Source organism: Haloarchaeobius marinus, assembly GCF_051207415.1.
Lineage (GTDB): Archaea > Halobacteriota > Halobacteria > Halobacteriales > Natrialbaceae > Haloarchaeobius.
Window position 1 is genome coordinate 13,917 of sequence record NZ_JBPKGD010000004.1, and the last position, 15,265, is coordinate 29,181.

Below are 15,265 nucleotides of genomic sequence, written 5' to 3' on the forward strand. Positions count from 1 at the left end.
CGCGTCCGTCACTCGACGTCGTCCTCGGGGGTCCCGCCGCGCCAGCGCGCCACCGCCAGGCCACCCTCGAAGAGGACGACCAGTCCGACGGCGACGGTCGCCGCCCCGGTCGCGGAGAGGTAGGGCTCGCTCACCACGGTCGCGAGCGTCGTCCCCGGACTCGCCAGCGACCCGGCGACGAGGGCCACCAGCCAGAACGGCAGTCGTGCCTTGCGGAGTCCCCGCCAGAGGCGGACGCTCCCGTAGTAGTTCTTGTTCGTGTACGCCACTGCCTCGTACAGGACGATGGCCGCGGCGCTGAGGAGCAACGGCGTCGCGGGACCCAGCCCGAACGTCCCGAGCGCGTCGATGAGTACCTGCGGTGCGTGCACGTAGTACCCGTTCGGGACGGGTGCCGGACTCAGGACGTAGCCGACCGCGCCGGCGAACGCCCACACCCAGAGCCGGCGGTCCGCCAGTTCGTCGGCCGTCGGTATCGGCGAACTGTCCTGGGTCCACTTGAGCAACTGGAGCGTCCCCTCGAACAGTCCGATCATCGACCCGGCGACGATGAACGGCGCGACACCGGTCGGGTCCGGGGAGAACAGGAACGCGATTCCCAGGAACGCCCCCCAGAACAGCAGGCGGCGACCCACGAGCCACTCGCGGGTCGTGATGCCCATCATGATGGCGAGCATGATGAGCAACGGAATCTGGAAGACGATGGCCTGGAAGCCCATCAGCGTCACGATGAGGTTGAACGTGTCCGAGAGCGCGAACGCGACGTTCGCAGACCCCTCGGTGTAGTAGAGGAAGTACTCGAACAGCGCGGGCAACATGAGGAGGTACGCGAACGCCATCCCGGCGACGGCGAGGACGAGGCTCACCGGCACCGACGCGAGGTAGTACCGGCGCTCCCTGGGGTAGAGCCCGGGGCGCATGAACAGGTACGATTCGTAGACGAACAGCGGGAGCGCGACGACGATGCCGGCCAGACTGGCGACCTTTATCTTCGTCAGCACCAGTTCGAGGGGCGAGTAGAGGTGCGGGCGCGTTATCTCCTGGCCCGCCGGGAGCAGGTCGTACCACATCCCCACGATTATCTCCTCGGAGAACGGGATGGCGAGCGCGCTCGCCGCCGCCGCCGCGAGGATGACGATGCCGAGGCGGTGGACCATCTCCTCGATGTGCATCGCGAGTGGCATCTCCTCGTCGTCCGGCGGCTTGTCGAAGCCGTCGTCGTCGTCGAACGGGTCGTCCTCGCCGACGGTCGTCGCCGACCCTGGTCGCGTCGCGCCCGCGGCGTGACCGACGGGGACGTCCTCGCCGCCGTCGGCGTTCGGAACGCCAGCGCCGCCGCCGTCAGCGTCGGCGTTCGGGCCGTCCTCCTCACCGACTTTGGCGTCCGCGTCGGCGTCCGCGGTGGCCGACGGTTCGACCGACTCGTACGGGTCCGGGATGACCGGACTCTGACTACCCGGGTCTACCGTCTCGTCCTTGGGTGATTCGGACTCGCGTGGCGACTGCTCGTCGTCGTCTTCCTTCGAGAGTTCCGAATCGTCCGGTTCCTCCGCCATCTACCTGACGTAGACATCGCACGCGTTATAGACCTTTTCTTACCCCGGGCGGGGATTCGGAGAAGAAGATTGATGTTAGAGAGGTGGATAGCTACCCGCAATCAATGAGTTCGGTCATCGACGAGGACACAGCCCGGAGCATCAACGCGGGGCGCGAGACCGCCGGTGTGATGCTCCGGTCGTTGCAGAAACACCTCCAGAAGGTGTTCATCGTCTTCCTCCTCGGGATGCTCGGGACCATCTACTCGCTCCGGTTGTTCGTCTGGGATTTCCTCAGGCAGAACACCGAGCAACGGATGTCGTCCGATACCGCGTTGCTGACCGACGTCATCGCCCGGACGCCGTTCGACGTCATCCTGCTCCAGTTCAAGATCGGCGTCATCGTCGGGTTCATCCTGGCGCTCCCTCTCTTGCTCTACTTCTCGAAGGACGCACTCGCACGGCGCGGGTTCCGTCCCGAGGTCCCGGTCTCTCGCTGGCAGGTCACCGGAATCGTGACCGCGGTGTTCACCCTGTTCGTCCTCGGTGTCATCTACGCCTACACCGTCTTCTTCCCGTTCATGTTCGAGTTCCTGGCGACCAACGCCATCCAGGCCTCCATCAAGCCGAGTTACGACATCACGATGTGGACGCAGTTCATCGTGTTCCTCACCTTCTCGTTCGGCCTCGCGGCCCAGTTGCCACTCGTCATGTCGGCGCTGTCGTACATCGAACTCGCCCCCTACGAGTTCTGGCGCGACAACTGGCGCTACGCGTTCGTCCTCATCTTCGTCTTCGGCGCGTTCTTCTCGCCGCCGGACCCGTTCACCCAGGTCATGTGGGCCATCCCGCTCATCTCGCTGTACGTCCTGAGCCTGGGCTTCTCGAAGGTCGTGACGAACCTCAGCCGGGCGGGCGGGAACGACCCGAACACCCCCGACCAGAGCCTGTTCCGGAAGCGGGCGCTCCAGCTGGTCGGCATCGCCGTCCTCTCGGCCGTCGGCACCGTGGCGTTCTTCGCGACGGAGGCGGCCACCGTCGTCTCGCAGTCGGTGTTCCCGGCTATTCCGTCGCTCGTCCGTCCCGGGCCGCTCTCGCCGACGACCGACCCGGTGGCGCTGCTCGTCGTCGGGTTGCAGGGCGCGTTCGTCATCGCCGGGTCGGTGCTGGTCGGCTACACCGTCGTCGTGCTCCGCCAGCCGGTCGTTCCCCGGGGTGGCGTGCGACCGGGCGACCCCGCGTCCATCGACGTCGGACAACTCGACGCGGCCGGCGTCCGCGCCGCACCGCCCGAAGCCTTCGTCGAGATGACCGAGGAGGAGGCCGTCGACCACGCACGGGCGGCGATGGACGCGGACCAGCCGGACAAGGCCGAGGCCATCCTCGAGCGGTTCGACGAGGCCGAGGCGGCCCGCGAGGCCGAGGCAGAAGCCGAGGCCGCAGAAGCCGAGGCCGCCGTCGAGGCCGGCGAGCCCGGACCGGACGAGGAGAGCGGTAACGTCGTCTCGCGGACCACCGCCGGCGTGGTCGACTCCTTCACCGAGGAGGAGACCACCGAGGAGGACATCGGCGGCTACTACTACGACGCTGCGTTCATCTTCGAGTCGATTACGTCGAAGCTGTTCCGCGTCGTCGGCCTGTTCATGAGCGTCCTGTTCATCAGCTTCTACTGGCTCTACAGCGGCGGGCTGGGCGACATCAAGCGGAACTTCATCTCCCGGGTCCCGCCGAGCGTCCGGGGCGACCCGTCCGCCGTCGGCTTCGAGCGCGCGTTCGACGCGGCACAGCCCCTCACCGACGTGATGGCCGTGGCACCTGGCGTCCCCCAGGCGGCGGGGAGCGGCCCGAGCAACCCCGGTGCGGTCGCGAGCTCACAGCCCTACTCCGAGGTGCTCGGCGCGATGGGCGGTCCGAGCGAGGTCGGACTCATCGTCGCGCTCCACCCCGTCGAGGCGCTCATCTTCGAGGTGAAGGTGAGCACCCTGCTGGCGGCCGTGGTGACGTTCCCGGTGCTGATGTACTACGCCTGGCCCGCGATGAAAGAACGTGGGCTGGTCACGATGGGGAACCGGTCGACGTTCCTCGTCTGGGGTCTCTCGCTCATCGCCGGGTTCGCCATCGGCGGCATCTTCGGCTACCTCTACGTCGCGCCGACCATCATCTCGTACCTGGTGTCGGACGCCATCAACGCCAACATGATCATCTCCTACCGGCTGAAGAGCTTCTTCTGGCTCATCTTCTTCACCACGGTGGGCATCGGCCTGTTCATCGACATCGTCGTCACGATGGTGCTGTTCCACTGGGGCAACATCCTCCGGTACGAGACGATGGTCGAGTACTGGCGGCCCACCGTCGTCAGCATCTTCCTCGCGTCGGCACTGTTCTCGCCCTCGGGCGTCCTGACGATGCTCATCTTCGCGGTGCCCGTCTCCGTGGCGTACGTCCTCGGCCTGCTCGTCCTCGGCGTGCTGACGTCGCCCTGGCGGTTCCTGGGCGGTGGCGGTGGCGGACCCGAGCGTCCGCCCGAGGAGCGGTCGGTCGACGAGACCGCCTGAACGTCCGGTCGCCGCGGCCGTGCGGCGAAAGCGTTACCCTCCGTCGGGGAGACTGCTCCGGTATGCCAAAGATAAGCGTCGAGATTCCACAGGAACTCCTCGACGACCTCGACGAACACGTCGGTGACGAGGGGAAGTTCGTCAACCGCTCCGACGCCATCCGGTCGTCCATCCGCAAGAACCTCGACATCCTCGACGAGATAGACGCCAGACACGACCGACTCGACGACGAGTCCTGAGCGGGCGTCGGTCGACGCTCGAAGGGCCGGAACCGGCGCTACACCGGTTCCGCGAAGCCGAACCGGGGCTTGACCCCGGTCACCTCGACCTCGACCGTCTCGCCCTCGTCGACCCCGTCGACGAACAGCGTGAAGCCGTCGACCTTGGCGATGCCGTCGCCCTCGCTCCCGACGTCCTCGATGGTCACCTCGACGACGTCGCCGGTCCGGACCGGCGCCGTCAGGCGGTGCTTGGCGACGAGGTACACCTCGGAGGACTCGTCGCGGGAGGCGTCCGGCGTGGTCGTCCGGACGTACTGGAACTCGGCCTCGATGTCCTCGCGGAGGTCGTCGAGGTCGCGCCCCTGGAACACCTTGACGGCGAAGTCGCCGCCGGTGTCGAGCACGTCGAGGGCGGTCTCGAACGCCTGTCGGGCCAGGTGGACCGACCGGGCGTGGTCGAGCTGGTACTCGCCGGTCATGTTCGGCGCCATGTCCGACAGCACCACGTCGACCTCGTTCCCGGCAGCCTCGCGGACCTGCTCCTTCGTCTCCTCGTCCGTCATGTCGCCCCGGATGGTCTCGACCCACTCGTCGTACGGTTCGTCGAACGACTTGATGCGCTGGAAGTCGACGCCGATGACGGTCCCCTCCTCGCCGACGGCCTCGGCGGCGACCTGCAACCAGCCGCCGGGGGCGGCACCGAGGTCGACCACCGTGTTGCCGGGGCCGAACAGTCCCTCCGCCTCGTCGAGTTGCTTCAGTTTGTACGCCGCCCGCGTCCGGTACCCCTGCTGTTTCGCCTTGTTGTACCAGTGGTCCTTGCGCGCCATGATGGTCAGTTACCGGTTTTAGCCGGTGCGTGCGGTTAGGGGCTTCGTTCCGGTGGCGCGCCGCCGACGCTCACCGCCGTGCGATGCGCGGCGGGACGACGGACGCATCCAGTCGAAGGTGACGAGCTTCTGACCGGTGTGGCGTGGGTCCAGCACGTCGGTCCGGATTCCCGGCACGAGCACGGCCGCGCTCACACGCGCTCGCGCGACTGAAAGGGTGTTTTTTTAGTGCCCGGTTTCGTAGCGTGATTCAACATGTTCAAGGCCATCGTGAGCGCGGAGACGCTCAAGACGACGCTCGACTCCGTGAGCGTCCTGGTGGACGAGTGCAAGATCCACCTGAACGAAGACGGACTCGAGATCCGTGCCGTCGACCCGGCGAGCGTCGGTATGGTCGACCTGCGACTCTCGGCGGACGCGTTCGAGTCCTACGAAGCCACCGGCGGCGTCATCGGCGTCAACCTCTCCCGACTCGAGGACATCGCCAGCATGGCAGACTCGGACCAGCTCGTCGAACTCGAACTCGACGAGGAGACCCGGAAGCTCCACATCCAGATCGACGGCCTGGAGTACACGCTCGCGCTCATCGACCCCGACTCCATCAGACAGGAACCCGACATCCCCGAACTCGACCTCTCCGCCGAGGTCACCATCGAGGGCAGGGACGTCAACCGGGCGGTCAAGGCGTCCGACATGGTCTCCGACCACATCGCGCTGGGCGTCGACGCCGACGACGAACTGTTCTACGTCGACGCCGAGGGGGACACCGACGACGTCCACCTCGAACTCGACACCGAGGACCTCATCGACCTCCAGGCCGGCGACGCACACTCCCTGTTCAGCCTCGACTATCTGAAGGACATGAACAAGGCCATCCCGTCCGACGCCGAGGTCACCCTCGAACTCGGCGAGGAGTTCCCGCTCAAGATTCACTTCGACATCGCCGAGGGCCAGGGCTCGGTACTGTTCGTGCTCGCACCGCGCATCCAGAGCAACTAGGCGGCCGCCGTTCTCTCCTCTCTCTATGCCCGTTCCCACGCCGCGTAGCCGAGCGCGGCGGCCGGGAGACAGACAGCACTTCCGAGGACGAGCGTCCCGAACGACGCCAGCGCGACGGCGCTCGCGCCGACGACGACCAGGGCGACCGACCCGATGGCGAGCGCGACGTCCGTGTCCCCCCGGCCGAGCGCGATGCCCACGACGAATGCGTGCCCCGCCGCGAGCATCGACGCACCCAGCGTCAGCGCCAGCGCCCCTCGACCGGTGACGACGGCGTACGCGAGCAGCGGGACGGCGACTGCGAGGAGGACGGGCCAGCGGCCGCCGGCGACCGACTCGAACACGTGCCGGTATCCCTCCACGGGCGGGCGCTCCGGAGCCATGGCTCGAGGTTCGAGTCGGGACGGCAAAAGGACACCGTCGTCTCGCGCGCCCGGTCCGCAGCGGCGCGACTCAGCGATACCGGTCGATGACCGCCTTGGCCTCGCGGGCGGCCTGCTTCCAGCCGTAGCCCTCCTCGTAGACGTGTCGCTTGGCGTCGACGAGTTCCTCCGGCGTCTCCTCGGCGAAGCCGCCACGTTCCCACGTACCGGTGTCGTGAAGCCAGTTCACGACCTGCTCTCGGGTCTCCGCCCACGTGAGGCCGACCATCTCGTAGTAGGCGACCAGCGCGAACACGCTGTTGTCGTGACAGCCCGGGACCGACCCGTACTCGTAGACCGTCTTGACGGGTTCGTACTGGGGCGTCGTCAGCAACTCGCGGTACTCGTCGGGCGACCGGAGTTCGAGACAGCGGTCGTCGCGTTCCTCGACGCGCTGGACCGTCCGCAGGTGGCCGAGGACCGCCTTGTGCAGGCGTCCCCACTCCGGGACGCTCCGGGGGAGTTCGTTCTCGCGCTTGACCCCGGCCGCGAGCGCCGACAGCACGTCGGCGTAGGCCTTCTCGACCGCGTGCCACTCCTCGCCCGCGAACGCACACTCCGGGTCGTGGAGGTCGTTCGTGCTCCGACAGTCCGGACAGGGGTACTCGAAGTGACGCGCCACGTCACAACGAGGGCGTCGCTCGCAAAAGAGTGTACCGTTCCACCGGTAAGTCGCCGTTTCCACCCCGAATCCTGACATGGCTGGCGGCCCGGGACCGGCACCAGCGGCCGGTCCAGGCAGGCCATCGCGACGCTTCCGGCGGCCTTCGTGCCCGGTCGGCGGCCGACCCGCAGGCCTGTCGCCGTGAAAACACGAGTCGTTCCCGGGTACGTACAGATTTCTCTCGCCGCGGGTGAGACGCCCCCTCAGTCCCGTCGGACCGTCGCCAGGATGGCGACGACCGGAACGACCAGCGCGCCGCCGACCACGAAGGGCGTCCAGTGGGCGGCGAAGGCGTACAGGCCGGCCATCGCCGGCGGGCCGACCGTCCGGCCGAGGCTACCTGCGCCCTGGGTCACGCCGAAGGCGCTTCCCTGCCAGTCGGCCCCCGCCGCCGACGAGACGAGCGCACCGAGCGCCGCGTTCAACAACCCGTTGCCGAACGAGAGCAGCGGCAGGAGCAGCACCAGTGCGACGGCAGACGGCGGCAGCGGGCCGACGGCGGGGAGCACTCGCCCGGCCGTCGGCGCGACGGGGATGGCCGCCAGGGCGACCGCCAGCGCCGTCGCGCCGACCACCGCCATGCGCTGGTCCCCCACGCCGCGCGAGATGCGTCCGACCAGTCCGCCCTGCACGACGACGCCGAGGACGCCGATGTAGGTGAGAAAGAGCGCGGCCTCGGGTTCTGCGTAGCCGAAGGTGTCGGCGAGCCACGGGATGAACGCGACCTGCACGCCCGAGAACGCCAGCGAGACGAGGAAGAACGCGACGACCAGTCCCCGGAGGTCGGCGTCGGCCAGGGCGCTCCGGAACCCGCCGACGAGCGTCTCGCGCTCGCCGACCGGGCGGTGTCGCTCCGGTTCGGGCAGGAACGCCAGGGCGACGACGACGCCCAGCAGGGACATCCCCGCGGCGGCGAAACTGGGCAACGAGAACCGGTTCGCCGGGACGAACGCCGGCAGCACGTCCCGGGCCGCCGCGACGACGGCGTCGCTGGCGAGGACGCCGCCGATGGCCGGACCGAAGATGAACCCGAGGGCGAACGACGCGCCGAGGATGCCCAGCGCGGCCGCCCGGTCGGCCGGCGGCGTCACGTCGGCGACGTAGGCCTGCGCCGTGGCGATGTTCCCGCCCATCGCGCCGGCGAGCATCCGCGAGACGAACAGCAGCCAGAGCGCCCCGGCGAGACCGAACACCGTCCACGCGAGGACGCTGCCGAGCAGGGACAGCACGAGGACGGGTCGGCGGCCGCGCTGGTCCGAGAGCCGACCGAGCAACGGGGCGAACAGGAACTGCATGACCGAGTACGACGCCGCCAGCAGACCGATGTAGAAGTCGCTGACCGCGAAGCTCCGCACGTAGAACGGCAGTATCGGGATGACGATGCCGAAGCCCAGCAGGTCGAGGAAGACGACGAGGGTCACGGCCACCATCGCGCGCCGCCGTGGCATCGCGCCCGCGTCCGGCACCGGCTGGGCGTGCGTGGCCGTCATCGGACGCCTCCGTCGTGCCGCCGAGGCCGCGTCGAACCAGGTCGGACCGCCGGCTCGTCCCGTGCGTCGTCCGTCACGGGGACCGGCGGGGTCGGCGTCACTCGTACCGGAGCGCGTCGATGGGGTCGGTTCGGGCACCGCGCCACGCGGGGTAGAGGCCGGCGACGACGCCGACGACGATGCCGACGGCGACGGCGATGCCGAACCACTCCATCGGGTACGTCAGCGGGACGCCGACGTACTGCGCGCCGGCCCAGCCACCGGCGACGCCGAGGGCCGTCCCGAGCACCGACCCGATGATGCCGACGATGACCGCCTCGGTGACGAACAGCGAGAGGACGTCCCGCTTCTGCGCCCCGACGGCCTTCATGATGCCGATCTCGCGGGTGCGCTCGGTGACCGAGACGAGCATGATGTTGGCGATGCCGATGCTCCCGACGAGCAACGAGAGCGCGGCGATGCCGACGACGAACGCCTGCAACTGGTCGAGGATGGACCGCAACTGCCCGAGCAACTCGGTGCTGGTCTGGAGGCGGTAGACGAGTTCGTCGCCGGCCTGCTCCTCGGCGTCGGACTCGGTCTCGAGGTACGTCCTGGTCGACTCCCGCGCGCGTTCGACGTCGCCCAGACTGGTGGCCTCGACGACGATGGCGGCGAACCGGGGCGTCTCCTGGGCACCGGCGACGAACTCGGTGTAGTACGGGTCCAGCGGCAGGTAGACCCGCGGCCCGGCGCCGAAGCCCTCGAAGGGCGACCGGGACTCGGAGTCGGACGTGATGCCGACGACCGTGGCGGTCACCTGCCGGCCGCCGAAGGTGGTGACGTTGACGGTGTCGCCGACGGTGACGTTCTGCTCGAACGCGTTCGCCATCGCCGGGTTGAGGACGGCCTCGCGCTCGCCCATCCGGAACTGGCGGCCCGTCTCGACGTCCTCGGCGTCGACGTACTCCGGTCCCGTGGCGATGACCGCGTCCTGTCTCGGGATGCGCTGGCCCTGGAAGTCGACGGTCTGGGTCGGTATCGGCGTGTAGCCGTACGCCGCCCGCACGCCGGGTCTCGTCGAGAGGTTCTCCACGTCGTCCTGCGTGAACACCGCCTGTGCGCCGGCGAGCGGTCCCTGGTTCGACGACCCCTCGGGCGACGCCCAGCCGTAGATGTTCCGGCGGTCGTCGGGGCTGATGTCGCCGATGATGCCCGCCTGGAGCGACGCGCCGAGCGTGACGAACGTGATGACCGCGGCGACGCCGATGACGACGCCGAGGGTGGTCAGCGTCGACCGGAGTTTGTGGCTCCGGATGGCCCGCCACGACATGCTGAGGTTGGTCAGCGGCTTCACGGTTCGACCTCGGCGTTCCGTCCGACGGCGTCCAGGTCCTCGATCCACTCGATGGTGCCGTCGAGGAGGTGGACGATGCGCTCTGCGTGCTCGGCGATGGGTCGTTCGTGGGTCACCATGACCACCGTGTTCCCCTCGGCGTGCAACTCCTCGAACAGGGCCATGATGCGTTCGCCGGTGTCGCTGTCGAGGTTCCCCGTCGGTTCGTCCGCGAGGATGAGCGCGGGGTCGTTCACGAGCGCCCGGGCGATGGCGACGCGCTGGCGCTGGCCGCCCGAGAGTTCGTTGGGGAGGTGTTCGAGCCTGTCGCCCAGTCCGACGCGTTCGAGCAGTTCGGTGGCGCGGTCGCGGCGCTCGCTCGCGCCGACGCCACGGAACACCAGCGGGAGTGCGACGTTCTCGAGGGCGGTCATCCGGGGCATCAGGTTGAACGTCTGGAAGACGAACCCGACCTCCTCGCCGCGGATGCGGGTCCGCTGGCGGTCGGACATCGCGGTGACCTCCTGGCCGTCGAGGAACACCGTCCCCTCCGTCGGGGTGTCGAGACAGCCCACGACGTTCATCAGCGTCGACTTGCCGGAGCCACTCGGGCCCATGACGGCGGTGTAGGAACCACGCGGGACGTCCAGCGTGACCCCGTCGAGCGCGTGGACTGGCTCGCCGACCACGTACGTCTTCCGGACTCCCTGTAACGAAACGGCGGGGGTCCCCCCAGCAGAATCCATGTCAGACCGATGGGTCGTCGCGACCAAAAAGATGCGTCCCAACGAGTCCGTTCCATCGGTGTGCGAGTCGGCGGACGGGTCGGACGGGAACGCATTAGGCGGGTCGGCACGCAAGGCGGACCATGAAGAACACCGGCGGTTCGACCGACCAGAAGCGACGCGCCGGCGAGAGTGCAGCCGAACTCGTCGAGGACGGCGACGTCGTCGGCCTCGGGACGGGGTCGACCGCGGCCCACGCCATCCGGGCGCTCGGGCGGGCGGTCGACGCGGGACTCGACGTGCGCGCCATCCCGACGTCGTTCCAGTCGCGCCAGCTAGCACTCGACTGCGGGGTCCCGCTGACGACGCTCGACGCCGTCGAGGGCGTCGACGTCGCCATCGACGGGGCGGACCAGGTCGACGGGTTCACGCTGGTCAAGGGTGGCGGCGCGGCCCACGCCCGCGAGAAGGTGGTCGACGCCGCCGCGGACCGGTTCGTCGTCGTCGCGGACCCGTCGAAACTCGTCGACGACCTGGACTACCCGGTGCCGGTCGAGGTGCTCCCGGCGGCACGACCGCCCGTCTCGGACGCGGTCCGTGACCTGGGCGGCGACCCGACGCTCCGGGCCGCAGAGCGAAAGGACGGTCCCGTCGTCACCGACAACGGGAACGTCGTGCTGGACTGCGACTTCGGCGTCGTCGACGACCCCGCGGAACTCGCGGCCGAACTCTCGGCGCTGCCGGGCGTGCTCGAACACGGCCTGTTCGTCGACATGGCCGACGAGGTACACGTGGGCGTCGCCGACGGCGTGGACGTCGTGCGTCGGTAGGGCCGCGTCGCTACGCGGCGCTACCGGGCGTGAAAACGGTTAGGAGTGGAAGGACGCGCTTACAGGTCGCGCGGCTGGACCGTCTTCCGGTCGTTCGCTTCTGCGCGTCGGGCGGCGTCTTCGAGGAGCTCCTCGACTTCCGCGTCGAGCGCGTCGTAGAAGTCCGACGCGACGTTCTTGTCCTGAAGTGCTTCCTTGACGGCTGCCTTGACGATGAGGTCTGCCATACGAGCGGAGTTTCCGGCGCACCCTTTATAATACTTGCCAAATAGTCCCGCGATAGGCCCTGAAACGGGCGTGTAGCAATGACATGGAGTGGACATGCTCGCTAACGAGGGGGCGAGATGACACGAAAAGTGCAAGAAGGCGGGGGAATTCGCACTCAGTCGGTCGGTTATCGACCGAAAAAGCGTACAGATGGTTTGTCCGATTCCGGAGTTGTTGTGCTAGTGACGTATTCTCTCCGGATGGCGGCGAGACTGCCGGTGGTTTTTCGCTAGTTCGAACTTTTGTTCTGGTCGTCGTAACCACCACTGGTAACCGAAAAGTAGAGGTGTGTAATGAGGAACTTTGTTTTTCTATGGGCGAATTTGGGTGAGAATCTGGAACAGGTATTTGGTGGTCCAAACCGAACCATGGGACACCGGCACTACCCCGTCGCCGGACCCCACTATGCCATCGTGTGACAATTGCGGTTCGCACGTCTCCGAACGGTTCGCCCGCGTGTTCGCCGACGAACACGGGGAGATACTCGCGTGCGTGAACTGCTCGGCGAACGCTGGTATCGCAGAGGCAGCCAGACGACGCGCGCAGAGTCCCTGACGCGTCGAAGGTCGAGGCGAAGCCTTTCTACCGACCCGGTCGAAGACGACCCGTGAGCGAGCACTACGTCTACGTCCTCGCCTGCGCCGACGGGACGTTCTACACCGGATACACCACCGACGTCGAGCGCCGCGTCGCCGAACACGACGCAGGCGAGGGGGCGAAGTACACCCGCGGGCGGACGCCGGTCGAACTCAGGCACGTCGAGTCGTTCGACGACAGGAGCGCGGCGATGTCTCGCGAGTACGAGGTGAAACAGCTCTCCCGCCGCGAGAAGGAACGACTCGTCCGGGACGAGTCCTGAGTCGGCGGTCTGCCCGGTCCGTCAGTCGTCCGTACAGGAGGCCGTCGCGTCGGCGACCGCACGCTCGTCGAACCGCAGGGCCGCCTCGACGATGGCCTCGCCGAGCGAATCGAGTCGGTCCGCGATGTCCTCGTCGGTGCACGCGCGGCCGTCCGGCGCGTCGGCGTCCCGTTCGAACTTGTCCGAGGCACTTCGGATGCCGACCTGTCGGGGGACGACGTGACCGTGGACGCCCCGGACGGTGCTCCGGAGGTGTTCGAGGGTACTCCCGTACGACCCGCCGCCGGCCACCGCCACGAGCGCGACCGGGGTGTCCTCGTACTCGTCGAACCCGCAGAAGTCGTGGAAGTTCTTCAGCACGCCGGAGTACGACCCGTGGTACACGGGCGTCCCGAGGACGACCGCGTCGGCCGCCCGGACCCGGTCGACGGACCGACCGACGCCCTGGTCGTCCGCGTCCGGGTCGAACAGGGGTACCTCGGCCGTCCGCAGGTCGAGCATGTCCGTCTCCGCCCCCGCGGCCTCGGCGGCGGCGAGGACGTGTTCGAGCGCGCTGTGCGTGTAACTGCCCTCGCGAACGCTGCCGGAGACCGCGAGGACCGTCGGAGTGCCCGTCATCGCCCGTACTCGGGGAGGGAGGTCTAAAAGTCCGTCAGTTTCGGTCGCCACCGACCGGTTTGCATCCGGGTGAATCTAAAGCTATTTCATCGTACGAGTGCAACTAACCGACGTCGGACGACGCGACCGGTAGTCAGACGAAAGAAAACGGCGGGACCGGCGGTCGGTGGAGCGACCGTCGGCGTCACTCGCGCTGTTCGTCTGGCTGGTCGGACGTGGGCGCGAACACCGCAACGGCGACCAGGATCCAGCCAGAATCCACACCCTGTGTCAGCAGGGAGACGCCGCCGGTTGCGAGCGTCACGCGGAGGCGCGTACCGATTTCTGTCACCTCCGCCGCTGTCGTCGTTTTTCGACGCAGAGCGGTATGCGTCGCGCCCCAAGTGGGACTCGCGCCGCTACGGGCGCTATCGGTAATCACGGACGGCGCCCACAAAGGTCTGTCCGTAGTGTGGTGAAAGTGAAACTGGAGCACCGGCGTCGTCGGCGGGGTTTTATCGCTGCGGGCGTGGATGGTCGCGTATGGACGTCATCTCCTTCGGCACTGACGGTTGGCGCGCGACGCTCGACGAGTTCACGGCCCCGCGCGTTCGGATAGTCGGGCAGGCCGTCGCGTCCTACCTGCGGGACGAGGGACGCGAGGGTGGCACCGTCGCCGTCGGGTACGACGCACGGGAGTCCTCCCCCGGGTTCGCCCAGGAACTCGCCCGGGTGCTCTGTGCCAACGGGTTCGACGTCGTCATGCCCGAAGACCGGGACCGACCCACGCCGCTGACGGCGTGGCAGGCCAGAGAGCGCGACCTCGCCGGCGCGATGATGATAACGGCGAGTCACAATCCGCCGGAGTACAACGGGGTGAAGTTCATCACGGCCGAGGGTGCACCGGCGCTCCCGGACGTGACCGACGCCATCGCCGAACGACTCGCCGAACCGGAACCGCTCCCGGAGTCGGAACACGGCGTGGTCGACGAGGTGGACTTCGTGACACCACACGCCGACCACGCGAGGGACCTCGTCCGGACCGACCTCGACGGCCTGCACGTTGTCTACGACGCGATGCACGGGTCCGGGCGGGGGACGACGGACGACCTGCTGGAGTCCGCCGGTGCGACGGTCGACCGCGTCCGGTGCGAGCGCGACCCCGAGTTCGGCGGCACGCCGCCGGAACCGAGCGAGGAGAACCTCACCGAACTGGTCGAGGCCGTCCGCGACCGGGACGCCGACGTCGGCATCGCCAACGACGGCGACGCCGACCGGATCGCCGTCGTCACGCCCGACCGGGGCTTCCTCGACGAGAACCTCTTCTTCGCCGCCCTCTACGACTACCTCCTCGAATCGGACGCCGGCCCGGTCGTTCGGTCGGTCTCCACGACGTTCCTCATCGACCGCGTCGCCGAGGCCCACGGCGAGGCGGTCGTCGAGACGCCGGTCGGCTTCAAGTGGGTCGCCGAGGCGATGCGGGAACACGACGCCCTGATGGTCGGGGAGGAGTCCGGCGGCTTCACCCTCCGGGGACACATCCGCGAGAAGGACGGCGTCCTCATGGCGCTGCTCGCCGCCGCCGCCGAGGTCGAACGCCCCCTCGACGACCGGGTCGACGCCCTGCTCGAGGAGTTCGGCGAGATTCACCAGCACAAACTGAGCGTCGACTGCCCCGACGAGGAGAAGGCCCGGGTCATCGAGGCCCTCGGCGACGAGATACCCGACGAGGTCGCCGGCGAGGCGGTCGCCGACGTGGTGACGATGGACGGCTTCAAACTCCTCTGTGACGACGGGTCGTGGCTGCTCGTCCGCCCGAGCGGGACCGAACCGAAGATGCGGGTGTACGCCGAGGCGAGCAGTCCCGGCCGGGTCGAGGACCTGCTCGCCGCCGGGCGCGAACTGGTCGAACGGCACGTCTGAGCCGGCGGTCCGGCCGCGACGGCCGGAGACGTG

At 68.3% G+C, this 15,265-nt stretch carries 17 protein-coding genes; 7 read left to right on the forward strand and 10 right to left on the reverse strand.

Annotated features, from left to right (window positions below; translation table 11 throughout):
• Positions 1–8: 8 nt before the first annotated feature.
• Complete coding sequence (gene tatC / locus ACSC1W_RS15035; protein ID WP_435348370.1) at positions 9–1,556, reverse strand: twin-arginine translocase subunit TatC; 1,548 nt, start codon at positions 1,554–1,556, stop codon at positions 9–11.
• A gap of 104 nt (positions 1,557–1,660) precedes the next feature.
• Between tatC and ACSC1W_RS15040 the strand changes: the two genes are divergently transcribed.
• Together ACSC1W_RS15040 and ACSC1W_RS15045 are read left to right on the forward strand one after the other, a co-directional pair.
• Positions 1,661–4,090, forward strand: a complete 2,430-nt coding sequence (locus ACSC1W_RS15040; protein WP_435348371.1) for a twin-arginine translocase subunit TatC — start codon at positions 1,661–1,663, stop codon at positions 4,088–4,090.
• A 62-nt stretch (positions 4,091–4,152) separates the two neighbouring features.
• Positions 4,153–4,329 carry a ribbon-helix-helix domain-containing protein gene (locus ACSC1W_RS15045; protein ID WP_435348372.1) on the forward strand — a complete coding sequence of 59 codons (177 nt, stop codon included), beginning with the start codon at positions 4,153–4,155 and terminating at the stop codon, positions 4,327–4,329.
• A gap of 38 nt (positions 4,330–4,367) precedes the next feature.
• On the opposite strand, the gene ACSC1W_RS15050 is transcribed toward ACSC1W_RS15045, so the two are convergent.
• On the reverse strand, positions 4,368–5,141 hold the full coding sequence (locus ACSC1W_RS15050; RefSeq protein ID WP_435348373.1) for a 23S rRNA (uridine(2552)-2'-O)-methyltransferase: 774 nt from the start codon (positions 5,139–5,141) through the stop codon (positions 4,368–4,370).
• A gap of 255 nt (positions 5,142–5,396) precedes the next feature.
• Between ACSC1W_RS15050 and ACSC1W_RS15055 the strand changes: the two genes are divergently transcribed.
• A complete protein-coding gene (locus ACSC1W_RS15055) occupies positions 5,397–6,140 on the forward strand; it encodes a DNA polymerase sliding clamp (RefSeq protein ID WP_435348374.1) in 744 nt (247 codons plus the stop codon).
• 23 nt (positions 6,141–6,163) lie between these two features.
• Here ACSC1W_RS15055 and ACSC1W_RS15060 read toward each other — a convergent pair whose 3' ends face one another.
• The 5 genes from ACSC1W_RS15060 to ACSC1W_RS15080 form a co-directional block, all read right to left on the reverse strand.
• Entirely contained in the window at positions 6,164–6,523 is a 360-nt protein-coding gene (locus tag ACSC1W_RS15060; RefSeq protein WP_435348375.1) for a hypothetical protein, read from the reverse strand.
• A 70-nt stretch (positions 6,524–6,593) separates the two neighbouring features.
• A complete protein-coding gene (locus ACSC1W_RS15065; RefSeq protein WP_435348376.1) occupies positions 6,594–7,184 on the reverse strand; it encodes a DUF7474 family protein in 591 nt (196 codons plus the stop codon).
• A gap of 245 nt (positions 7,185–7,429) precedes the next feature.
• Positions 7,430–8,716: an MFS transporter gene (locus ACSC1W_RS15070; protein ID WP_435348377.1), complete on the reverse strand. Its 1,287-nt coding sequence runs from the start codon at positions 8,714–8,716 to the stop codon at positions 7,430–7,432.
• A gap of 97 nt (positions 8,717–8,813) precedes the next feature.
• Positions 8,814–10,052 carry an ABC transporter permease gene (locus ACSC1W_RS15075; RefSeq protein WP_435348378.1) on the reverse strand — a complete coding sequence of 413 codons (1,239 nt, stop codon included), beginning with the start codon at positions 10,050–10,052 and terminating at the stop codon, positions 8,814–8,816.
• Positions 10,049–10,777, reverse strand: a complete 729-nt coding sequence (locus tag ACSC1W_RS15080; RefSeq protein ID WP_435348379.1) for an ABC transporter ATP-binding protein — start codon at positions 10,775–10,777, stop codon at positions 10,049–10,051. The genes ACSC1W_RS15075 and ACSC1W_RS15080 overlap by 4 nt, the downstream gene beginning before the upstream one ends.
• A gap of 122 nt (positions 10,778–10,899) precedes the next feature.
• On the opposite strand from ACSC1W_RS15080, the gene rpiA reads away from it, so the two are divergent.
• Entirely contained in the window at positions 10,900–11,586 is a 687-nt protein-coding gene (rpiA, locus tag ACSC1W_RS15085; RefSeq protein WP_435348380.1) for a ribose-5-phosphate isomerase RpiA, read from the forward strand.
• A 59-nt stretch (positions 11,587–11,645) separates the two neighbouring features.
• Here the strand turns inward: rpiA and ACSC1W_RS15090 are convergent, their stop codons facing one another.
• A complete protein-coding gene (locus tag ACSC1W_RS15090; protein WP_435348381.1) occupies positions 11,646–11,813 on the reverse strand; it encodes a DUF1931 family protein in 168 nt (55 codons plus the stop codon).
• A 445-nt stretch (positions 11,814–12,258) separates the two neighbouring features.
• Here ACSC1W_RS15090 and ACSC1W_RS15095 point away from each other — a divergent pair, with 445 nt between their 5' ends.
• Both ACSC1W_RS15095 and ACSC1W_RS15100 read left to right on the forward strand, forming a co-directional pair.
• Entirely contained in the window at positions 12,259–12,408 is a 150-nt protein-coding gene (locus ACSC1W_RS15095; protein WP_435348382.1) for a DUF7563 family protein, read from the forward strand.
• A 52-nt stretch (positions 12,409–12,460) separates the two neighbouring features.
• Positions 12,461–12,712 (forward strand): GIY-YIG nuclease family protein, encoded by a 252-nt coding sequence (locus ACSC1W_RS15100; protein ID WP_435348383.1) that lies wholly within the window; start codon positions 12,461–12,463, stop codon positions 12,710–12,712.
• 21 nt (positions 12,713–12,733) lie between these two features.
• Here the strand turns inward: ACSC1W_RS15100 and ACSC1W_RS15105 are convergent, their stop codons facing one another.
• Together ACSC1W_RS15105 and ACSC1W_RS15110 are read right to left on the reverse strand one after the other, a co-directional pair.
• Positions 12,734–13,330: an NADPH-dependent FMN reductase gene (locus tag ACSC1W_RS15105; protein ID WP_435348384.1), complete on the reverse strand. Its 597-nt coding sequence runs from the start codon at positions 13,328–13,330 to the stop codon at positions 12,734–12,736.
• Between the two features lie 184 nt (positions 13,331–13,514).
• Positions 13,515–13,661, reverse strand: coding sequence for a hypothetical protein (locus ACSC1W_RS15110; RefSeq protein ID WP_435348385.1), 147 nt, complete (start codon positions 13,659–13,661; stop codon positions 13,515–13,517).
• Between the two features lie 191 nt (positions 13,662–13,852).
• Here ACSC1W_RS15110 and ACSC1W_RS15115 point away from each other — a divergent pair, with 191 nt between their 5' ends.
• A complete protein-coding gene (locus tag ACSC1W_RS15115; protein ID WP_435348386.1) occupies positions 13,853–15,232 on the forward strand; it encodes a phosphoglucomutase/phosphomannomutase family protein in 1,380 nt (459 codons plus the stop codon).
• The last annotated feature ends 33 nt before the right edge of the window (positions 15,233–15,265 follow it).